The sequence below is a fragment of the Bradyrhizobium sp. F1.4.3 genome (assembly GCF_040548375.1).
Classification (GTDB): domain Bacteria; phylum Pseudomonadota; class Alphaproteobacteria; order Rhizobiales; family Xanthobacteraceae; genus Bradyrhizobium.
This window is the reverse complement of the sequence record NZ_JBEPRN010000007.1, coordinates 254,678-272,025: the sequence shown is the minus strand read 5'-3', so window position 1 is coordinate 272,025 and position 17,348 is coordinate 254,678. Positions and strand designations below refer to the sequence as shown.

At 63.4% G+C, this 17,348-nt stretch carries 16 protein-coding genes and 3 pseudogenes; 12 read left to right on the top strand and 7 right to left on the bottom strand.

Annotation, left to right across the window (positions count from 1 at the left end; translation table 11 throughout):
- Positions 1 to 162 precede the first annotated feature (162 nt).
- Both ABIB73_RS21100 and ABIB73_RS21095 read right to left on the bottom strand, forming a co-directional pair.
- Entirely contained in the window at positions 163 to 1,470 is a 1,308-nt protein-coding gene (locus ABIB73_RS21100; protein WP_354226932.1) for a T6SS phospholipase effector Tle1-like catalytic domain-containing protein, read from the bottom strand.
- Positions 1,471 to 1,731: 261 nt separating this feature from the next.
- Positions 1,732 to 2,013 carry a hypothetical protein gene (locus ABIB73_RS21095; protein ID WP_354226930.1) on the bottom strand — a complete coding sequence of 94 codons (282 nt, stop codon included), beginning with the start codon at positions 2,011 to 2,013 and terminating at the stop codon, positions 1,732 to 1,734.
- A gap of 127 nt (positions 2,014 to 2,140) precedes the next feature.
- On the opposite strand from ABIB73_RS21095, the gene ABIB73_RS21090 reads away from it, so the two are divergent.
- The 4 genes from ABIB73_RS21090 to ABIB73_RS21075 all read left to right on the top strand — a co-directional run bounded on the left by ABIB73_RS21090 (position 2,141) and on the right by ABIB73_RS21075 (position 3,900).
- A complete protein-coding gene (locus tag ABIB73_RS21090) occupies positions 2,141 to 2,422 on the top strand; it encodes a hypothetical protein (protein ID WP_354226928.1) in 282 nt (93 codons plus the stop codon).
- Entirely contained in the window at positions 2,415 to 2,711 is a 297-nt protein-coding gene (locus tag ABIB73_RS21085; protein ID WP_354226926.1) for a hypothetical protein, read from the top strand. The genes ABIB73_RS21090 and ABIB73_RS21085 overlap by 8 nt, the downstream gene beginning before the upstream one ends.
- A 116-nt stretch (positions 2,712 to 2,827) precedes the next feature.
- The gene (locus ABIB73_RS21080) at positions 2,828 to 3,106 is read left to right on the top strand and encodes a DUF1488 family protein (RefSeq protein ID WP_354226924.1); all 279 of its coding nucleotides are present in this window, start codon (positions 2,828 to 2,830) and stop codon (positions 3,104 to 3,106) included.
- 236 nt (positions 3,107 to 3,342) lie between these two features.
- Positions 3,343 to 3,900 carry a hypothetical protein gene (locus ABIB73_RS21075; protein WP_354226923.1) on the top strand — a complete coding sequence of 186 codons (558 nt, stop codon included), beginning with the start codon at positions 3,343 to 3,345 and terminating at the stop codon, positions 3,898 to 3,900.
- A gap of 506 nt (positions 3,901 to 4,406) precedes the next feature.
- Here ABIB73_RS21075 and ftsZ read toward each other — a convergent pair.
- Positions 4,407 to 5,567, bottom strand: a pseudogene (gene ftsZ, locus ABIB73_RS21070) (cell division protein FtsZ); the annotation flags it as partial.
- A 50-nt stretch (positions 5,568 to 5,617) separates the two neighbouring features.
- Positions 5,618 to 6,115, bottom strand: coding sequence for a hypothetical protein (locus tag ABIB73_RS21065; protein ID WP_354226919.1), 498 nt, complete (start codon positions 6,113 to 6,115; stop codon positions 5,618 to 5,620).
- A gap of 109 nt (positions 6,116 to 6,224) precedes the next feature.
- On the opposite strand from ABIB73_RS21065, the pseudogene ABIB73_RS21060 reads away from it, so the two are divergent.
- A pseudogene (locus tag ABIB73_RS21060) lies at positions 6,225 to 6,380 on the top strand (DUF1488 family protein); the annotation flags it as partial.
- A 44-nt stretch (positions 6,381 to 6,424) separates the two neighbouring features.
- Here the strand turns inward: ABIB73_RS21060 and ABIB73_RS21055 are convergent.
- Complete coding sequence (locus ABIB73_RS21055) at positions 6,425 to 7,009, bottom strand: ImmA/IrrE family metallo-endopeptidase (RefSeq protein WP_354226917.1); 585 nt, start codon at positions 7,007 to 7,009, stop codon at positions 6,425 to 6,427.
- A gap of 1 nt (position 7,010) precedes the next feature.
- Positions 7,011 to 7,349, bottom strand: a complete 339-nt coding sequence (locus tag ABIB73_RS21050) for a helix-turn-helix domain-containing protein (protein WP_354226915.1) — start codon at positions 7,347 to 7,349, stop codon at positions 7,011 to 7,013.
- A gap of 129 nt (positions 7,350 to 7,478) precedes the next feature.
- Here ABIB73_RS21050 and ABIB73_RS21045 point away from each other — a divergent pair, with 129 nt between their 5' ends.
- The gene (locus ABIB73_RS21045) at positions 7,479 to 7,772 is read left to right on the top strand and encodes a hypothetical protein (RefSeq protein ID WP_354226913.1); all 294 of its coding nucleotides are present in this window, start codon (positions 7,479 to 7,481) and stop codon (positions 7,770 to 7,772) included.
- Positions 7,773 to 8,214: 442 nt separating this feature from the next.
- Positions 8,215 to 9,531 (top strand): BilD N-terminal domain-containing protein, encoded by a 1,317-nt coding sequence (locus ABIB73_RS21040; protein ID WP_354226912.1) that lies wholly within the window; start codon positions 8,215 to 8,217, stop codon positions 9,529 to 9,531.
- Between the two features lie 117 nt (positions 9,532 to 9,648).
- On the opposite strand, the gene rpmB is transcribed toward ABIB73_RS21040, so the two are convergent.
- Positions 9,649 to 9,957 carry a 50S ribosomal protein L28 gene (rpmB, locus tag ABIB73_RS21035; protein WP_354226910.1) on the bottom strand — a complete coding sequence of 103 codons (309 nt, stop codon included), beginning with the start codon at positions 9,955 to 9,957 and terminating at the stop codon, positions 9,649 to 9,651.
- A 518-nt stretch (positions 9,958 to 10,475) separates the two neighbouring features.
- Here rpmB and ABIB73_RS21030 point away from each other — a divergent pair.
- From ABIB73_RS21030 to ABIB73_RS21010, 5 genes and pseudogenes are all read left to right on the top strand, one after another.
- Entirely contained in the window at positions 10,476 to 11,285 is an 810-nt protein-coding gene (locus ABIB73_RS21030; RefSeq protein ID WP_354226943.1) for a DUF3108 domain-containing protein, read from the top strand.
- 662 nt (positions 11,286 to 11,947) lie between these two features.
- Entirely contained in the window at positions 11,948 to 15,364 is a 3,417-nt protein-coding gene (locus tag ABIB73_RS21025) for a helicase-related protein (RefSeq protein ID WP_354226909.1), read from the top strand.
- A 9-nt stretch (positions 15,365 to 15,373) separates the two neighbouring features.
- Positions 15,374 to 15,643 (top strand): annotated as a pseudogene (locus ABIB73_RS21020) (RNA-binding S4 domain-containing protein); the annotation flags it as partial.
- A gap of 132 nt (positions 15,644 to 15,775) precedes the next feature.
- Positions 15,776 to 16,114 (top strand): ferredoxin FdxA, encoded by a 339-nt coding sequence (gene fdxA / locus ABIB73_RS21015; protein WP_354226907.1) that lies wholly within the window; start codon positions 15,776 to 15,778, stop codon positions 16,112 to 16,114.
- Between the two features lie 346 nt (positions 16,115 to 16,460).
- Positions 16,461 to 17,270 carry a CarD family transcriptional regulator gene (locus ABIB73_RS21010; protein ID WP_354226906.1) on the top strand — a complete coding sequence of 270 codons (810 nt, stop codon included), beginning with the start codon at positions 16,461 to 16,463 and terminating at the stop codon, positions 17,268 to 17,270.
- Positions 17,271 to 17,348 lie beyond the last annotated feature (78 nt).

Below are 17,348 nucleotides of genomic sequence, written 5' to 3'. Positions count from 1 at the left end.
GTGGACGTTCATCTGGTCTCTCCCTGGAACACTGAAGCTTCGCAACCTCAGCTTCCTCGGTTCAGACCAGATGGACAACCTCCTGAGAGACCACAACTAGGCCGGGACGACGCTGGTGATGTGGCGCAAGTTTGCCTCATCCGTCACCGTAGGGCTGTCCCCTTACCCCGTCACAATCTCCCCCACCTCCACCCCCGGCGCCACCGGCATCGGCACCGTGACAAAATCCTTCGGCAAATTCACCGGCCGGTAGGCCGGCTCAACCGCCATCCGCTTCAGCACGCTCTCGTGCACATGGGCGCCGTCGGGGATCGGGCGCGGTTCGCAATCGGGGATGTAGAAGCCCAAAAACACTTTTCGCTCCGGCCATTCCTTGTACTTTGCGCTCTTCGGCAAATATTCAAGCACGCGCCAGGGCAGCGTCATCGAATTGTGCAGATCGCCCGCCTTGCCGGTGTAGGCTGGCGCGACATAGCTGAACGGGCTGTTCTTGCGCTGCACGCCCCAGGCGAGCTGGTTCACGGTGCGCGGGTGGAAGTTCAGCCCCGCCTTCGCCGCCTCGTCGATCATCCAGATCAGCGGATATTTCGATTCCGCGCTCTCGGCTTCCGGATAGCCGCCGCCGACGTCGCAATGCACGCCGGCGAACCACACCTGCAAAATGTCCTGCGGCTCCTTGTTGTGGTCGGGCACGAAGCGGTTGCTCCAGAACTCCTGCGGCTCTTTCCACACCTTGAGGCGGAACATGCAGCGCCGCTCGTCGATCGCGATCGCCTGGCGGAAGATCTGCACGCTGGGATTCCGGATCGTGAAGGCCAGCTCCTCCAGGCTCGGCCAATAGAACCGGTCGGCACGCGGCACGATCACGCTCGCCACCGTGTCCCACACCCCGATGAAATGGATGGTCGGCCAGCGCGACGAGGTGATGCGCGCGAATTGCGCGGCGAGATCGAACTTGTCCTTCGGCAGCGGCCCGTCCTCGTCGAAGCCGGCATCCCTGAGGTCTTCGATGTCGTTGCCGCGCCCGGTGCCGGAATATTGCTTGTAGGCGACGAGGCCCGAGCCGGCGAGGTTCGCCTGCTCCGGCGAGATCAGCCCGACCTTGTGGATCAGCCCCGCCAGCACCCGCACGGTATAGGCGCCGCGCGAGAAGCCGAACAGATAGATCCTGTCTCCGGCTGAGTAATGCTCGACCAGGAAGCAGTAGGCCGAGAGCACGTTGTCATCGAGCCCGTAGCCGGTGGCGAGCCCCAGCACCAGATTGATGTTGGCCTTCCAGCGGTGCCACGTCGAAGGCTCCGTCACCGTGCCGACGCCGGGATCATAAAACACCATCTGCCGCGGATGCGTCTTGGCGGCCTTGCGCAGGCAGCGATAGAGCTTGAGGACGTTGGAGATGTTCTCGCTGATCTCGTTGCCGGTGCCGTCACAGCAGATGATGAGGTTTTTCGGTTCGGTGGTGTGCTCCACGGTAAGCCCCTCCCGGTGATGCTACCCGGGCGAGCATAGCGCAAAAGCGCGACGGCGAGGAGACGATGGTGGTTCTTACCCTCCCCTTGCGGGGGAGGGTCGATCGCGCGCAGCGCGAGCGGGGTGGGGTGATCTCTCAACACGGGCAGCGTGCGATGCGGAGGCACCGTCACCCCACCCCGCTACGCATTACGCTACGCTCAACGCGTAGCGACCCTCCCCCTCCAGGGGAGGGTAAGGATCCCTGCGCCTGGCGCCGCCCTACTTCTTCTTCCCCGGACCGAAATCCGGCTGCCAGGCGGCGTCCTTGCGGCTCGGTGCCGCGGCGATCGCCTTGGCCTTGTCCTTCTTCGGCTTCTTGGTCTCGCGATTGCTGCGTTGCTGTCCCTTGGCCATGTCGCTCTCCTCCGGTGGTTCGAGTTCGCTGGGTTCGGCCGCTTGCAACACCCGTCCGCGCGGCGTGCGGACGAGCACGTCCATGCCGCCGTCGCGCCGCAATTGTCGCGCGAGGCGATGCGCCAGCGTGCGCCTGCGGCGCGACAATTGCGAGCGCTAAAGCGGAATCCGCACAGGATGCCGCAGCAGAAAGCGTTGGCTATTGCGGCGGAATGGGCGCATGCTCGCCACTAGCGGCGTCGGTTGGGGCTCCACTTGCAAAAGGCAGGCCTGCATGTCCATCCGCTCGCGACGCGAAACCATCACATTCAGGCATCCGTTCTGCATCCGCGGCATCGCGCGCGAGCTGCCCGCGGGCGCCTATGAGGTCGTCACCGACGAGGAGATGATCGAGGGCCTGTCGTTCGCGTGCTGGCGCCGAATCGCCACGCTGATCACCGTGCCGGCCGAACGCGCGCGCGGCACAATGGAGATGCTGTCGATCGGCTCGGTCGACCTCGCGGACGCGCAGGCCGCAGATGCGCAAGCTCAGGATGCGAGCGTCGGCCATGACTGAAGTCCCGGTCGATCTCGACAAGCACCGCGGCATGGCTGCCCAGAAGGCGACCGATCTGCGCCGCGCGCTGGCCGAGGTCGAGGCCCATGTCAGGGAGCTGCGCGATCGCGAGGCCGATCTCGAAAACCGCATGATGACGGTGCCCGCGATGTCGTGGCCGGAGGCCGCGGTGAAGGCGCGCCACCTGCTCAACCTCTATGCCGCGAGCCTGCCCACCGAAGACACCCGCCACCGCGCGCTGGTGGCGGCGCTGCTCGACGATTTCGTGAGGCTCAGCGGCGAAACCTGAAGGCGGCCGGCCGTGTCCTCCATCGCGCGACGCCCACGGACAACAGCCGTCGTCCTGGCGAAGGCCAGCAATTGCGTACCAGGCCAGGACGACGCTAGCCGTAAAGGAGTAACCCCATGAAACTCACCACCGGCCGCTTTATCGGCCACGAACAGGACCGCGGCATCGTCCAGTTCTCGATGCAGGACGGCCCGCACGAGATCGCCTGCGCGATCTCGACCTCCGCGATGGACGACCTCGAGCGCGGCCCGCGCGCCAGGCCCAACGAGCGCGAAGCCCAGTTCATCCGCCTGCGCGATCGCATCGAAGCCTGCGCCGGTCGCAAATATCAGGCGACCGAGTTCGAAGGGACGCCGCCGGGGATCGTGCTGCGGAGCATTGATTTTCGCGGGTAGGGGCGACGGTTCGCACCGCGAGCCTGCGCAAGCTTTGCGCATTGTCCATTGTATCCCGCATCAGCGTTGAAATTAACCACTTGTTAACCATGCGGTCGCCTAATGGGGACGATTGGGGGATCACCATGTCGGCCCATGCGACGCGACTGAAGTTGATGCCTGTTTCGGCCGATCCGGCTATTCGTTCGGTCGCCAGGTTGACGGTTCGCGTTACGGCCGTCCTACGGAGCAAAGCAATGTTCGGAAAGGACGACTTAGTGGATAATCTCGGTCGCGATCTCGATCGCGCGCGCGGACGACGCGATGCTCTTGCATCCGAAGCCGCGACCCTGACGGCTCAGATCGCCGAAATCGAAGCCCGCCTTTTGGAAGAGAAAAACAGGCGGGAGCGTGATCGCGCCTTGCGCGAAATCGAAGCGATCAAAACCCGAATCAAGCAGGCCGGGAGCGCGTTTGCACCTGTTGTCGATGGTCTCTGCAAGGCGATCGAGCAGGCTGCGGCCGTTGTGCCCGAGGCCCGCGAGCTCAATAGTTTTCTGGTATCGGTGGCGACCGAAATCGACAGTGTCATCGATCCCCTGTTGCGCGAACTGGATCAGCGCGCGGATGCGGTGCGAGTCGGCCACGCTGCACTCGACCTCCCGAGTTCGGCCAATGAGGGGTCCATCGTACCGCCCATCGAACCGCCAAAAGACACCAACGATCGCCTGCTTCGTTTCCCGGCATGGCTGTCTCGCGACAAGGAGACGGAAAAAGCCGAAGCAGCGGAGAACCCGCGCAGCACGGCAGCGTGAGCGATCGGCGCACTGCGCAGCTCGGAAGCTCGCCTGCAGGTCCGACGTTCGGAACTCCCCGATGAGATTCTCCTCGTCAACGCCAGCGTGCCGACCGGCGCGCGGTGAGCACGCGGGCTCCTGGAGTATGATGAAATTTGGTTCGGTCGGCTGTCCGCGGTTCACCTCTCCCCAGCGGGGAGAGGTCGGATTGCGCAGCAATCCGGGTGAGGGGCCGCAGCGCTCAGTGAGACCGTAACCCCTCACCCGGATCGCATCTTTCGATGCGATCCGACCTCTCCCTACAGGAGAGGTGGACCTCCGACAGCAGATCGAACTTGATTTCATCGCGCCATTTCATCGCGCCTTGGAGCCGCGTCGCAGCGGTCCATGTGCTGGTGGCCCATGTGCTGGTGCTTGCGACCGGATCAGTTGGCCGCGCGGCGCAGGAAGGCCGGGATATCGAGAAGGTCTTCGTCGGTCGCATTGCGTGCAGAGGAGCGGCCGTAAGGATCGTGCGGCTGGGGAGCCGCGCGCCGCGCATATTCCGGATCTGGCCTTGCCGGTTGCCCCGCGGGGTGGCGGGCCTCCGGGGGGAGCGGCGGGCTCTCCACTTGCGGAAGGGGTGCACCGCGCTCGATGCGATCGGCAATGCGGCGGCTGTCGTTGCGCAGCCTGCCGGCGAGCTGCGTGAGTGGGCTTTCCGCCGGTTGCGTCTGCTGCGCCGGGTCAACATTATCGATTCCGGTCGCCACCACTGAGACGCGGACGATACCTTCAAGGCTCTCATCAAAGGACGCGCCGACGATGATGTTGGCGTCCGGGTCGGCCTCGTCGCGAATGCGGGTCGCAGCTTCGTCGACCTCGAACAGCATGAGATCACGGCCGCCGGTGATGGAGATGATGAGGCCGCTGGCGCGCTTGATCGAGGGATTCTCGATCAATGGATTGGAGATTGCAGCCACGGCGGCGGCGAGCACGCGTTTCTCGCCGGAGGCTTCGCCCCTTCCCATCATGGCCTTGCCCTTCTCTCGCATCACGGAGAGAACGTCGGCAAAATCGAGATTGATCAGGCCTTCCTTGACGATGAGATCGCTGATGCAGGCCACACCCGAATAAAGCACCTGATCGGCAAGGGCAAAGGCATCGGCGAACGTGGTCTTCGCGCTGGCCACCCGGAACAGGTTCTGGTTCGGGATGATCAGCAGGGTGTCGACTGTCTTCAGCAATTCCTCGATGCCGGCTTCGGCAAAGCGCATGCGGCGCTGGCCCTCGAAGTAGAATGGCTTGGTGACCACGCCGATCGTGAGGATGCCGAGCTCGCGCGCAGTCCTGGCGATGATGGGTGCAGCCCCGGTGCCGGTACCGCCGCCCATGCCGGCAGTCACGAACACCATGTGCGCGCCGGTCAAACGATCGCGGATCGCATCGATTGCCTCCTCGGCTGCGGCGCGTCCCAATTCGGGCTGCGAGCCGGCGCCAAGGCCTGCCGTCACATTTGCGCCCAGCTGGATGAGGCACGTCGCCTTCGACATGGCAAGCGCCTGCGCGTCGGTATTGGCGACGACGAAGTCGACCCCTTGCAGCCCGGCCGTGATCATGTTGTTGACGGCATTGCCGCCGGCGCCGCCGACCCCGAACACGACAATGCGCGCCTTCATCTCGTGAATATCGGTCATGCCAGTCATTCTTTCCTCGCGGTTGCTCCGGCAGGCCGGGATGGAGAAAGGTTCGCGTGCTACCTGCAAGCCGCGCGGTCTGCGTCCACGATGGAAGCGGCCAGATGTCCCAATCGACGCGCGGCTTGTCCCGCGATCGCGCCGCGAGCCCGGCGACCGGTCCGCAGCGCCGCTACTTCGTCTTCCAGTCGTGCCGCCCCCGCATTGGCTGCCATCGTCTCGGCAGCCGCCTCCAGCAGCTCGACGGCCAGGCGATCGGCGCGCTCGCGCTCGCGCTCGAAAACTGCCCTGTAGGCGGTTGCGACTGCTTCGAGCCGCGCGACCTCCGCCTTGAATGCCTCGATCTTCGCCATGGACGCGGCGACGTGGTCTGCGTGGCGGCCAATTCGTGGGCGGGGCATGTACCGGAGTTCGGAGAAATCAACGCTCACCAGGGCTTTGCCATCATCCGACCGCGAGCGCGGCAAACGGCGTCGTCTGGCAAGCGCACGAGCGGCCTCGCGAGAGATATTGAGGCGGGCACTGAGATCGGCATAGGTCAGCAACGCAACGGACATCGACGCTTCTCCTGGAGCGAACCGGGAAGGCATTTCGGGCTGATGATGACTGGGCGATGACTTGAGGCTAGGCTGCGTTGGTTAATGGACCGTTAACGCGCGCGCGGCGCTGGCGCCGGGCCCCCGCGCCAGACCCGCCGAGCGCGAAGCCCAGTTCGCCCGCCTGCGCGAGCGCATCGAGGCCTGCGCGGGACGCAAATATCAGGCGACGGAGTTCGAAGGCACCCCGCCGGGGACCGTGCTGCGGAGCATTGATTTTCGGGGGGTAGGGGATTTCATCAAGCGTCGCTTCCGGCAACTCAGGGCGACTCACATACTTGAGGATCGCTTTCGGCTTGCGAGTTGCTTCCCAACGCCGGTGAGATTGAACCTCATGAGAAGGACGTCTCTGCTGACCGCAAAATGCCTGGCAATGCGCGCGTGATCATACTCAAGTGTGAGAAAGTGCAGCAACGCCTCTCTCGGGACTAGAAGAGTGCCCGAAAGGCAGTTCGCCTCCTCCTCCTGCACTCGATCGTATTCACTCAGCAACATCTGGCCGGCCGGAGAGACGAAGACTTGTGCAGCTTTGTGTTCAAGCACGAGGTGCGAGATCTCGTGAGCGAGGCTGTTATTCTGCCTCTCCTCAGAGTCCTGATCATTGACAATGATGAGCGATTTATCTTCGACGCAGATCGTGACGGCCGACCATCCTGAAGGATCCGTCTTTGTCAGCTGACGCAGGGCCGATCGTGGCAGACCTGGTACATCGCTGGGAGTCCAGATTTTTACGTCCAGTTTTGAGGCAAGAAGCCGGGGATCTAGGCGGTCGAATGGCTCAAGCCCAAGCTCGCGACGGTAGCCACGAGAGGCATTTTCGCACCACGTTTTAAATCCCCGGCGTAAGAGCGTCACGTTAGGTGTCCTGCCTACCTTCAGATAGTAAAGCTCTTTGGGCAGCCAAGATTAGCTCAGCAAGAGCCTGGGCCGTGTCCGGAGACGATGTGGGCTTCTTTCGAAAGTGGACCTGGGCGACTCCGGCGGCCTGAGATTTCTTTTTGGGCTGAGATTGGACTTCGAGATCTAACCCGAGCCATTTGCAGATCTTCTTATAATTTTCGAGATCGGGAAGAAATCCGCGCTCAACGCGCGAGAGAGTAGCGTGGCTTAAGCCAATTTCTTTGGCAGCTGCTCGGATACCCTGCGCGCCCCTTTTTTCTTTTACCCGGCGCCCCAGGTTTTCCAGAATTTCCATGCGGTTAGCTCCTCCTCTGGATTACAAGTAAGACAGCGGTTGACATGCGACCCAGAATCGAGTGTCTTACTTGTGAACCGCTGGTCCCATATTCGCGGATCTCGGTCAACAACCCGAAAGGAACATCAAATGGAAAATGTCATCGAAGCGGCGTCCTCCGAGGCGCCGAAGCCCGGTCATCCCTTCAAAGTGACGGTCCTCTATAACGGCTTGACGAAGGAGTTCGAAGTCCGGGACCAACAGCTGGTCCAGCAGTTGCTCGAAGAGGCGCGGCAAAAGTTCGGGCCGATCAACAACGCTCATCTTCTCGGCTTGTTCACACAGGCGGGAGTTGAGTTGAACGACGGTCAGACGGTTGGGGCAGCAGACGTCAAGCCTGGCGACGTCTTGTTGATGCGCCCGAGTACTGTCAGAGGTGGGTAATGGGCGAGACATATCGTCTGCCGTCTCGCATCTTAGAAGAGACATTCGCGCACTTTCGGACGTGCGGTCGCGGTAGGCGCGAATGTCAGGCTCTCTGGGTTAGCCCGTGGAAAGCGCCGAGCATCATCACTGAGGTAGTTCATCCAAGCCACAAAGCTCACTTCGGAGGCTTTGTTCTTGATGACGCTTGGCTCAACCAATTCTGGCTGGACCTTGCCAGAGAAGGGTTAGGCGTTCGCGTGCAGGTTCACACTCATCCACGCGAGGCCTTTCACTCCGCAACCGATGACGCGTTTCCTCTGATCCATACAAGCGGGTTTCTCTCCCTTGTCATTCCCAATTTCGCACTCGGTCCGGTGGGCTTCGCAAACACGTTTTTGACGGAGATCCAAGCCGACGGAAGCTGGAGACAAGTACGAGTTCCGGAGAGGCTTGTGCTGACATGACTACCCTCGCGCACTGTCTCGACCGCACGTTGCTGCTCATGCGAGACGAATTTGGTGATGCGGTCGAAGACGACATATTGCTGGCCGCGTTGACGAGCACATCCGTGGCGCTCATCGCTGACGCAACGAATCTGGCCTCGCATTCTGCTCAGACGGCGCTTATCACAGCCGCTTTGCTGATGGCTCGATCGGGCCACGAGATCTATCTGGTAGCGCCCGGTGTGCAGATACTCTACCCGCAACCGCCACTCCAGCCCGGTACGATCGTCGACGAACTCGTCAAAGTCGGAAAAGATATTCTTCCTGGTATTGAATTCAAAGTCGGAGAACCGGAACGCGAGGTCGATCTCGCGATAGCTTTCGGCAGCACCCGCCTTGATGTCGACGCGAGACGCAAGTTACGCGTGAACGCGGATGCCTGGGCGGGGTTACTCTTACCGGAAGATCAATCCATCCGCTGGCATGAAGTACTGTGGCCATTTGGAGGGCTAGTGGCCGGCGGCCTTGCCGCTGGGGAGGCGTTCAAGCTCGCGATGATGGAGTTGCTGCCTCGGGCTCTGAATCCGGAAAGCACCGCGCTTCTGTTTGCTCCGACAACCGAACGCGAATTTCGACTGGCCCCCGTCGATAGCCCGCGCTGCACCGACTTGGGGCAGCTTGATTTCGTGAGTGGGGGCGCGATTGCAAATTCGACCCTCTACTGCCTGGCACGAATCCCGGAGGTTAGAGGCGTAGGAAAGATCATCGAGCCAGATTTCTCCGATCATACGAATCTCAACCGCAACATGTTTCTCTTGCGAACGCGCTGCGGAGCCTCAAAGTCGCAAGACCTCTCAGACCTAATGCCCGACCGCCTACGCTTCGAGTCGGTGGTTCAGCGTTACGATCTCGATTTCGCTGTGAATTCTGCTCCATTGGCTCGAACGGTTGTTATTGGCGTAGACGACATTCCTACGCGTTGGGTTGTGCAGCGAGCCAATCCGGAGTTGCTTGTCGTTGGCGCAACGACACATTGGTCGGCGATGGCATCGTTTCATTCTGTGGGATTGGGCTGTGCAGAGTGTTTGCACAACAGGAACGATATCGTGGAAGGTCCGATACGCACTACGGCGTGCGTCTCATTCTGGGCCGGCCTTCTAAGTGCGGCTTACGTTGCGCGCCGAGCCGCGGGAGAGATTATCACTGCTCAGGAGCAACAAGTTTTCTTGACGCCGTTCCGACCAGAGACGCCCTTTATTGCTGCCGTTGCCAAGCGAAAAGATTGCTTGAGTTGCCGGCAAATGCCCCATTACAGGCCTATCGTCGCAGCTTAGCTCTCCACCGCAAACAAAAACGGCCGGATCTTTCGATCCGGCCGCTACACAAAACTCTACTTGGCTAAGCCTACGCCACCCGACGCAACTTAGCCCCCGCCCAATTCGAAAATTCGCTTAGCTCGCCTGCTTCACCGGTGCGGTCTCGCCGACCTTCTTCTGGATCGCGCGCTTCAGCTCGAGGGCGCGCGGCGACAGGGCGTCGGCCTTGGCCTTGAGCAGATAGGGGTCGAGGCCGCCATTGTGGTCGACACTCTTGACCGCGTTGGTGGAGACGCGCAGGCGCACGTTGCGCCCCAAGGCTTCGCTGATGAAGGTCACGTTGACCAGGTTCGGCAGGAAGCGGCGCTTGGTCTTGATGTTGGAGTGGCTGACCTTGTGGCCGACGAGGGGGCCCTTGGCCGTCAGTTCGCAGCGGCGAGACATGTCACAAATCCTTATCCTGTCCCCCAACGAGTTGCGGCCGCCATTCGGGGCGCCACGGGGGCAAATTCTCTGTCCTTGCAGGGAGCGGCGGACGTATAGGGGGGAAGCGGCGGGACGTCAAGGTTTTGAGCGGGGATTTGGAGGGCCGGGCGGTGTCCCACCTCTCCCATAGGGAGAGATCGGCGCGTAGTGCCGGGTGAGGGGCTTTGCGCCATCGTGGGACTTGAGCCCCTCACCCGCGCCCCCGGCGCGACCTCTCCCTATGGGAGAGGTGTTCGAGCCCGGGGAAAGAGTCACACTCCAATCACCAAAACGGCAATGTTTAAAACGCCTTACCATCACATAAAGGGCGTATTCGCACCCGAAGAGTCCGTCGAGTTCCGGTGGCTTTCACACTCGGACACATTGTTTGCCGCGCGTTTTGGCTTAACTAACAGGGCCTGACGTCCCCATTGGAAGGCTTCGTGCATACCCTCACCCCTCATCTGCCCCGGCTGCATTCCGCTGGCCGGCTGGCTCTGGCGGCCCTTTGCGGGCTCGCTTTGGCGTGGGGGGCGAAGCCTGCGGCGGCGCAAGGCAAGCTCGAGGCGCAGTATGAGGCCACGCTGGCCGGCATTCCCGTCGGCAAGGGCGCCTGGAACATCGACATCCAGGAGGACGTGTTCTCGGCCGCGGCCTCGGGCGGCACCTCGGGCCTGCTGAAATCGATCGCCAACGGGTCCGGCACCGGCGCCAGCCAGGGGCGCGTCGTCAACGGCGCGCTGGTTGCGACCGCCTACCAGGCCTCCACCACCACCTCGAAGAAGACCGAAGAGATCCACATCACCCTCGACAAGGGCAATGTGAAGGAGTTCGGCATCATCCCGGAGCCGCCGGTCGATGCCGACCGCATCATCGTCACCGACGCGCATCGCCGCGGCGTCTGGGATCCGATGACGGCCTCGCTGCTGCGCGTGCCCGGCACCGGCGATCCGGTGTCGCCGGAAGCCTGCCGCAGCGCCGCGCCGGTGTTCGACGGCCGCATGCGCTATGACCTCAAGCTCGATTTCAAGCGCATGGAGAATGTGAAGGCGGAGAAGGGCTATCACGGCCCGGTCGTGGTCTGCTCGCTGTATTTCGTGCCGGTCGCCGGCTACATCCCCGACCGCCCCGTGATCAAATACCTCGCCGCCCAGCGCAACATCGAGATCGCGTTCGCCCCGGTGGCCGGCACGCGGGTCCTAGTCCCGTTCCGGCTCAAAGTACCGACGCCCCTGGGCCCGGCGATGCTGGAAGCAACCAGCTTCATCACCACCGCCCAGCCGCCGCGGGTTGCGAAGACGCAGTAGCGCGCCACCCTCCCCCTCCAGGGGAGGGTAAGAAAGCGCGCCAGTTCAACGCGCTAGCCGTCGTCACCTCGCCAACGACCGCCCAATCGTTTCTACTGTGCATGGGGTTGTTTTCGACATTTTTGCTTTGGCGCGCCCCGACCGTGAATCCATTTGACTCTTCCCCGATTCTGATTCGACTCCGCGCCGTCCCCAGCTTTAAGGAACGCGTCATCAAATCGTCGCTTGTGCGGCAGGCCAAAACTCCATCTAGTGCGACGAAAGAGAGAGTGCCGCGACATGTTGCGTGAACGTAACAGGACTCTCAGGGGAGTCAGCGATTCGGCCGCGATTCGTTCTAGACTCGTTCCGAAGCTTAACAGCATGCGGGAAAAGCGTCGCAAAGTGAGACAGTTGCGCGGGAATTGGGTAAGCCGCTCCCTCACATTCGGTGTCGCGTCCCGTCACCCTGAGGTGGCCGCTCCTTCAGCGGCCCTCGAAGGGCGACGGGCCCAGCAGGCGCCGCCAGAGACCGCAGCTCGGCCGCTCATCCTTCGAGGCTTTCCGCCCGGCGCGCCGCGCCGCGCGGCTCGCACTTCAGGATGACGGATCCGGCGCAAGCCCCTGACACGCCCCAAACAGCACTGACATTCGCCCCAATCGCCACTACCTAATCATTCAGAATGGCCTTTTCTCCCTCCCCCTTCGCTTCCGAGCGCGCGCCCGGCGCTGGCGTCACCGCGGTGCTCGGGCCGACCAACACCGGCAAGACCCATCTCGCCATCGAACGGATGCTCGCGCATTCGTCCGGCGTGATCGGGCTGCCGCTGCGGCTGCTCGCGCGCGAGGTCTACAACAAGATCGCCGCGCGCGTCGGCCCCGAGGCCGTCGCGTTGATCACGGGCGAGGAGAAGATCAAGCCGAAATCGCCGCGCTACTGGGTCTCGACGGTCGAAGCGATGCCGCGCGACCTCGATGTCTCCTTCCTCGCCGTCGACGAGGTCCAGATCGCCTCTGATCTGGAACGCGGCCACGTCTTCACCGACCGCATCCTCAACCGCCGTGGCCGCGACGAGACGCTGCTGTTGGGCGCTGCGACCATGCGGCCGATCATCGAGCGGCTGCTCCCCGGCGTCTCCATGATCACGCGGCCGCGGCTGTCGCAGCTCGAATTCGCCGGCGACCGCAAGATCACGCGCCAGCCGCGGCGCACCGCGATCGTGGCGTTCTCGGCCGACGAGGTCTACGCCATCGCCGAGTTGATCCGCCGCCAGCATGGCGGCGCCGCCGTCGTGCTCGGATCGCTCAGCCCGCGCACGCGCAATGCGCAGGTGTCGATGTTCCAGAACGGCGACGTCGACTATCTCGTCGCCACCGACGCCGTCGGCATGGGCCTCAATCTCGACGTCGACCACGTCGCCTTTGCCTCCGACCGCAAGTTCGACGGCTACCAGTTCCGCCGCCTGACGCCGTCCGAATTCGCCCAGATCGCCGGCCGCGCCGGCCGCGCCACGCGGAACGGGACATTCGGGACCACCGGCCGCTGCGCGCCGTTCGAGCCCGAGCTCGTCAACGCGCTCCAGAACCACACTTTCGACAGCGTGAAGATGTTGCAATGGCGCAATTCGAAGCTGGATTTCTCCTCGCTCGGTGCGCTCCAGGTGTCCCTGAACCTGGCCCCCGGCCATGAGGCGCTGACGCGCGCCCTGATCGCCGAGGACATGCGCGTGCTCGACCACGCCGCCCGCGACGCCGAGGTGCGCGATACCGCACATGGCAAGGTGGCCGTGGAACGGCTGTGGGAGGCCTGCCAGGTCCCCGATTACCGCAAACTGTCGCCGGCCGCCCATGCCGAGCTCGTCACCACGCTGTACGGCTTCCTGATGCAGAAGGGCCGCATTCCCGATGCATGGATCGCGACCCAGATCGACCAGGCCAACCGCGTCGACGGCGACATCGACACGTTGTCGGGCCGGATCGCGCAGGTCCGCACCTGGACCTTCGTCGCCAACCGGCCGGATTGGCTCGCCGACCCCGAACACTGGCAGGGGATCGCGCGGGAGGTCGAAAATAAATTATCGGATGCGCTCCATGAACGCTTGACTGAGCGTTTCGTTGATCGCCGGACCAGTGTATTGATGCGCCGCCTGCGGGAGAACACGAGCTTGAATACGGAAATCGGCAAGACCGGCGAAGTCATCGTCGAAGGCCATGTCATCGGCCGCCTCGATGGCTTCACCTTTGCACCGGATGCGGCGGAAGCCGGCTCCGATGCGAAAGCCTTGCAGGCTGCCGCGCAAGCGGTGCTCGCCGGCGAGATCAACACGCGTGCCGAAAGGCTGGGCAACGCGCCGGACGAGCAGTTCGTGCTGACCTCGGACGGCACCATCCGCTGGACCGGCGACGCAGTGGCGCGACTGACCGCCGCTGAGGAGGCGCTGCATCCGCGCATCCGCATCATCTCCGACGAGCGCCTGACCGGCGCCCCGCGCGAAAAGGTGCAGGCGCGGCTCGACCTCTGGCTCAAGACGCATATCGAAAAGCTGCTCGGGCCGATGTTCGAGCTCAGCAAGGCCGAGGACGTCACCGGCATAGCCCGCGGCATCGCCTATCAGCTGGTCGAGGCGCTTGGTGTGCTGGAGCGGCCGAAGATTGCCAACGAGCTGAAGGATCTCGACCAGCCCTCGCGCGCGACCTTACGCAAATACGGCGTCCGCTTCGGCGCCTATCACATCTATTTCCCCGGCATTTTGAAGCCTGCCGCGCGTGCGCTGGCCGCACTTCTCTGGGCGCTGAAGCAGGACAATGTCGATCTCTCGGCACTGTCCGGCGCGCAGCATCTGGCAAGCTCGGGCCGCACCTCGTTCCCGGTCGACAAGCAGCTGCCGCGCGATGCCTATCGCGTGCTCGGCTACAAGCAGGCCGGCGAGCGGGCCGTGCGCGTCGACATTCTGGAGCGTCTTGCCGATCTGATCCGCCCGGCGCTGGCCTGGCGCGACAACGCGCCCGGCGAAAAGCCCGCCGGTGCATTCGACGGCCGCGGCTTCATCGTGACGCAGGCGATGACCTCGCTCACCGGCTCCGCCGGCGAGGACTTCGCCTCGGTGCTGCGCGCGCTCGGCTATCGCATGGAGAAACGTCCGCCGCTGCCGGTGAAGCCGGTGGTCGCGGAAGCAGCCGCTGTGGAGACGCCGGCCACTGAGGCCGGTACGGAGGCTCCGACCGAAGCGACTGCGACCGAAGTGCCGGTAGATGTTGCGCCGGTGGAGTCCGCGATTGAAGCCGCCGCCGAGCCGGTCACCGTCGAAGACGCGCCCGGCATGGAGCAGCACGACGAGCCCGCGCACGATGAGCCGGCGCTCGAAGCATTGGCTGAGGCGCCCGTCACGCCGGAAGATGCTCCCGGCATCGCGCCGCCGGCGGAAGAAGCCTCTGCCCCCACCGAGGTTGCTGAGGCCGCTCCCGCCGAGACCGCGGCCACGGAAGCCGCTGCATCACCCGATGCCGCCGCGCCTGCAGAGGCTGCGGCCACGCCCGCCGAGCCTGAGCTTATTGAAGTCTGGCGTCCCGGCGGCCGTCACGAGGACCGCAAGCCGCGCCACGAGCGCCATCGCCACCAGCGTCATCACAACCAGCCGCGCCCACAGGCGGGCGCTGAGGTGGGTGCCGCGCCCGCGGAAGGCGAGGCGGCGCAGGCCGCCGACGGCGAGAAGCGCGGCGAGCGCCATCGTCATGGCGGCGGTCATCGCCGAGATTCTGGCAGAGATGGCGGCAGAGATTTCCGCAAGCCGCGCGAAGGTGGCGCCGAAGGCGCGCCGCGTCCCGAGGGACGCGACGACAAGAACCGCCGCTTCGAAGGCAAGGATCGCGACAACAAGGATCGCGATCGCAACAAGGGCAAGTTCGGCGGTGATCGCGACAAGGGCCGCGATAATCGTGGCCGCGACCGCGACAAGGGTCGCGATCGTCAGGGCGGTCCGTCACTGCGCCCCTACGCTTCGAGCGCGAACCCGCGCGAGCGCGATCGTCCGGTCGATCCGAACTCGCCGTTCGCAAAACTCGCCGCGCTGAAAGAGCAACTGGCCGGTCGCAAGGAGTAACCCACGACCGAGCGGCAGCGCCTCGACAAATGGCTGTGGCATGCGCGGGTGGTGAAGGCGCGCACCTCCGCGGCTGAGCTCGTCGAGTCCGGCCATGTCCGCGTCAACGGCGTTCGTGAGAAATCGCCGGGGCATGCGATCAAGATCGGCGATGTGTTGACGGTCGCACTCGATCGCACCGTGCGCGTGCTGAAAGTCGTAGCCTTCAACGAGCGCCGCGGCGATGCGGCCTCGGCACGCGTGCTCTACGAAGAGCCCGATGGTGTGAAGCGCAATTAATTGCGCTTTGTATTCATTTCTTGGCTGCTCAAACGCGGAAAGCAGTCATGATCAGCCGTTCCCGACCTTGCAGCGCCGGGCCATCCGCGCTACGCAAGCCGCGACTTTTAAAAGAGCTTTTCGGAGCGTTCGATGACTTACGTCGTCACTGAAGCGTGCATCAAGTGCAAGTACACCGACTGCGTCGAGGTCTGCCCGGTCGACTGTTTCTACGAGGGCGACAACATGCTCGTCATCCATCCTGACGAGTGCATCGACTGCGGCGTGTGCGAGCCGGAATGCCCCGCCGACGCCATCAAGCCGGACACGGAACCGGGCCTGGAAAAGTGGCTCCAGGTCAACGCCGACTACGCCAAGAGCTGGCCGAACATCACCCAGAAGAAAGAATCACCCGCCGACGCCAAGGAATTCGACGGGATGGAAGGCAAGTTCGAGAAATATTTTTCTCCGAACCCCGGCTCCGGAGACTAAATTCCGGCGCAAACTTAACCCTAATACCTTCGTCAGTGCCGAAAACCAGCCCTCAAGACCCCTAAATCATTGATTTTTGCGGGAAATGTGCTATATTGAGCACATTAAGCTGAACCCCCGTCAGCCCAGTTGGCCCCGTTGGGTTCCCGTGAAACCAAATGTCGAACAGGGGCGTGGCAGTTTCCGCGCGCAGGCTGTGTCACAGAAAACGCGTAAAAAGAGTACTTCTGCGAGGGCTTCCCATAAGGAGGCCAAGAAAGTCGCCACGGCCAGCCGTAGCGCATCCAAGGGCCGTGCCGCGACGAAGGCTCCGGCTGCAAAGTCCTCCAAGAACAAAAGAAGCGCAATGCCTAACAAGACTGCCAAACCGGCCGCGAAAGCGACCGTTTCCAAGCCTGCTGCTGCCAAGCCTGCTTCGGTCAAGGCTCCCGCTGCCAAGCCTGTTGCTCCGAAGGCGCCCGTTGCCGCCACCCCTGCCAAGGCCTCCGTTGCTGCTGCCAAGCCGGCCGTGAAGCCCGCGGCTGCTGCGCCGAAGGTCGAGGAAAAGAAGGTCGTGACCCAGCGCCAGGGCTTCAAGGCCAATGAATTCGTCGTTTATCCCGCTCACGGCGTCGGCCAGATCCTGGCCATCGAGGAGCAGGAGATCGCCGGTGCGAAGCTCGAGCTGTTCGTCATCAACTTCATCAAGGACAAGATGACGCTGCGCGTTCCGACCGCGAAGGTCGCCAATGTCGGCATGCGCAAGCTGTCCGAGCCGGCGCTGGTCAAGAAGGCGCTCGAGACGCTCAAGGGCCGCGCCCGCGTCAAGCGCACCATGTGGTCGCGCCGCGCCCAGGAATACGAAGCGAAGATCAACTCGGGTGATATCGTCGCGATCGCGGAAGTCGTGCGCGACCTCTATCGCTCCGAGTCGCAGCCCGAGCAATCGTACAGCGAACGCCAGCTCTATGAAGCGGCGCTCGATCGTCTCTCCCGCGAGATCGCGGTGGTGCAGCACTCGACCGAGACCGAAGCGGTCAAGGAGATCGAGGCTCAGCTCGCCAAGAGCCCGCGCCGCAACGCCAAGGCGGAAGCCGCTGAGGGCGAGGCGGATGCCGAGGGTGAGACCGACGAGACCGATGGCGACGACACCACGGTCGCCGACGAGGCCGCGTAAGCGTCTCGTCGCGTCGATCGCAACAGATCAAAAGCCCGGCCGTTTGGCCGGGCTTTTTTGTTGGCGCTTCGTGTCGCT

Bases quoted from the DNA above. Each gene is read 5' to 3' on its own strand.
- rpmB (WP_354226910.1), bottom strand. From the start codon at position 9,957: ATGTCTCGCCGCTGCGAACTGACGGCCAAGGGCCCCCTCGTCGGCCAC.
- ABIB73_RS21010 (WP_354226906.1), top strand. From the start codon at position 16,461: ATGCCTAACAAGACTGCCAAACCGGCCGCGAAAGCGACCGTTTCCAAG.
- ABIB73_RS21045 (WP_354226913.1), top strand. From the start codon at position 7,479: ATGGAAAATGTCATCGAAGCGGCGTCCTCCGAGGCGCCGAAGCCCGGT.
- ABIB73_RS21040 (WP_354226912.1), top strand. From the start codon at position 8,215: ATGACTACCCTCGCGCACTGTCTCGACCGCACGTTGCTGCTCATGCGA.
- fdxA (WP_354226907.1), top strand. From the start codon at position 15,776: ATGACTTACGTCGTCACTGAAGCGTGCATCAAGTGCAAGTACACCGAC.
- ABIB73_RS21050 (WP_354226915.1), bottom strand. From the start codon at position 7,349: ATGGAAATTCTGGAAAACCTGGGGCGCCGGGTAAAAGAAAAAAGGGGC.
- ABIB73_RS21090 (WP_354226928.1), top strand. From the start codon at position 2,141: ATGTCCATCCGCTCGCGACGCGAAACCATCACATTCAGGCATCCGTTC.
- ABIB73_RS21075 (WP_354226923.1), top strand. From the start codon at position 3,343: ATGTTCGGAAAGGACGACTTAGTGGATAATCTCGGTCGCGATCTCGAT.
- ABIB73_RS21065 (WP_354226919.1), bottom strand. From the start codon at position 6,115: ATGTCCGTTGCGTTGCTGACCTATGCCGATCTCAGTGCCCGCCTCAAT.
- ABIB73_RS21025 (WP_354226909.1), top strand. From the start codon at position 11,948: ATGGCCTTTTCTCCCTCCCCCTTCGCTTCCGAGCGCGCGCCCGGCGCT.
- ABIB73_RS21085 (WP_354226926.1), top strand. From the start codon at position 2,415: ATGACTGAAGTCCCGGTCGATCTCGACAAGCACCGCGGCATGGCTGCC.
- ABIB73_RS21080 (WP_354226924.1), top strand. From the start codon at position 2,828: ATGAAACTCACCACCGGCCGCTTTATCGGCCACGAACAGGACCGCGGC.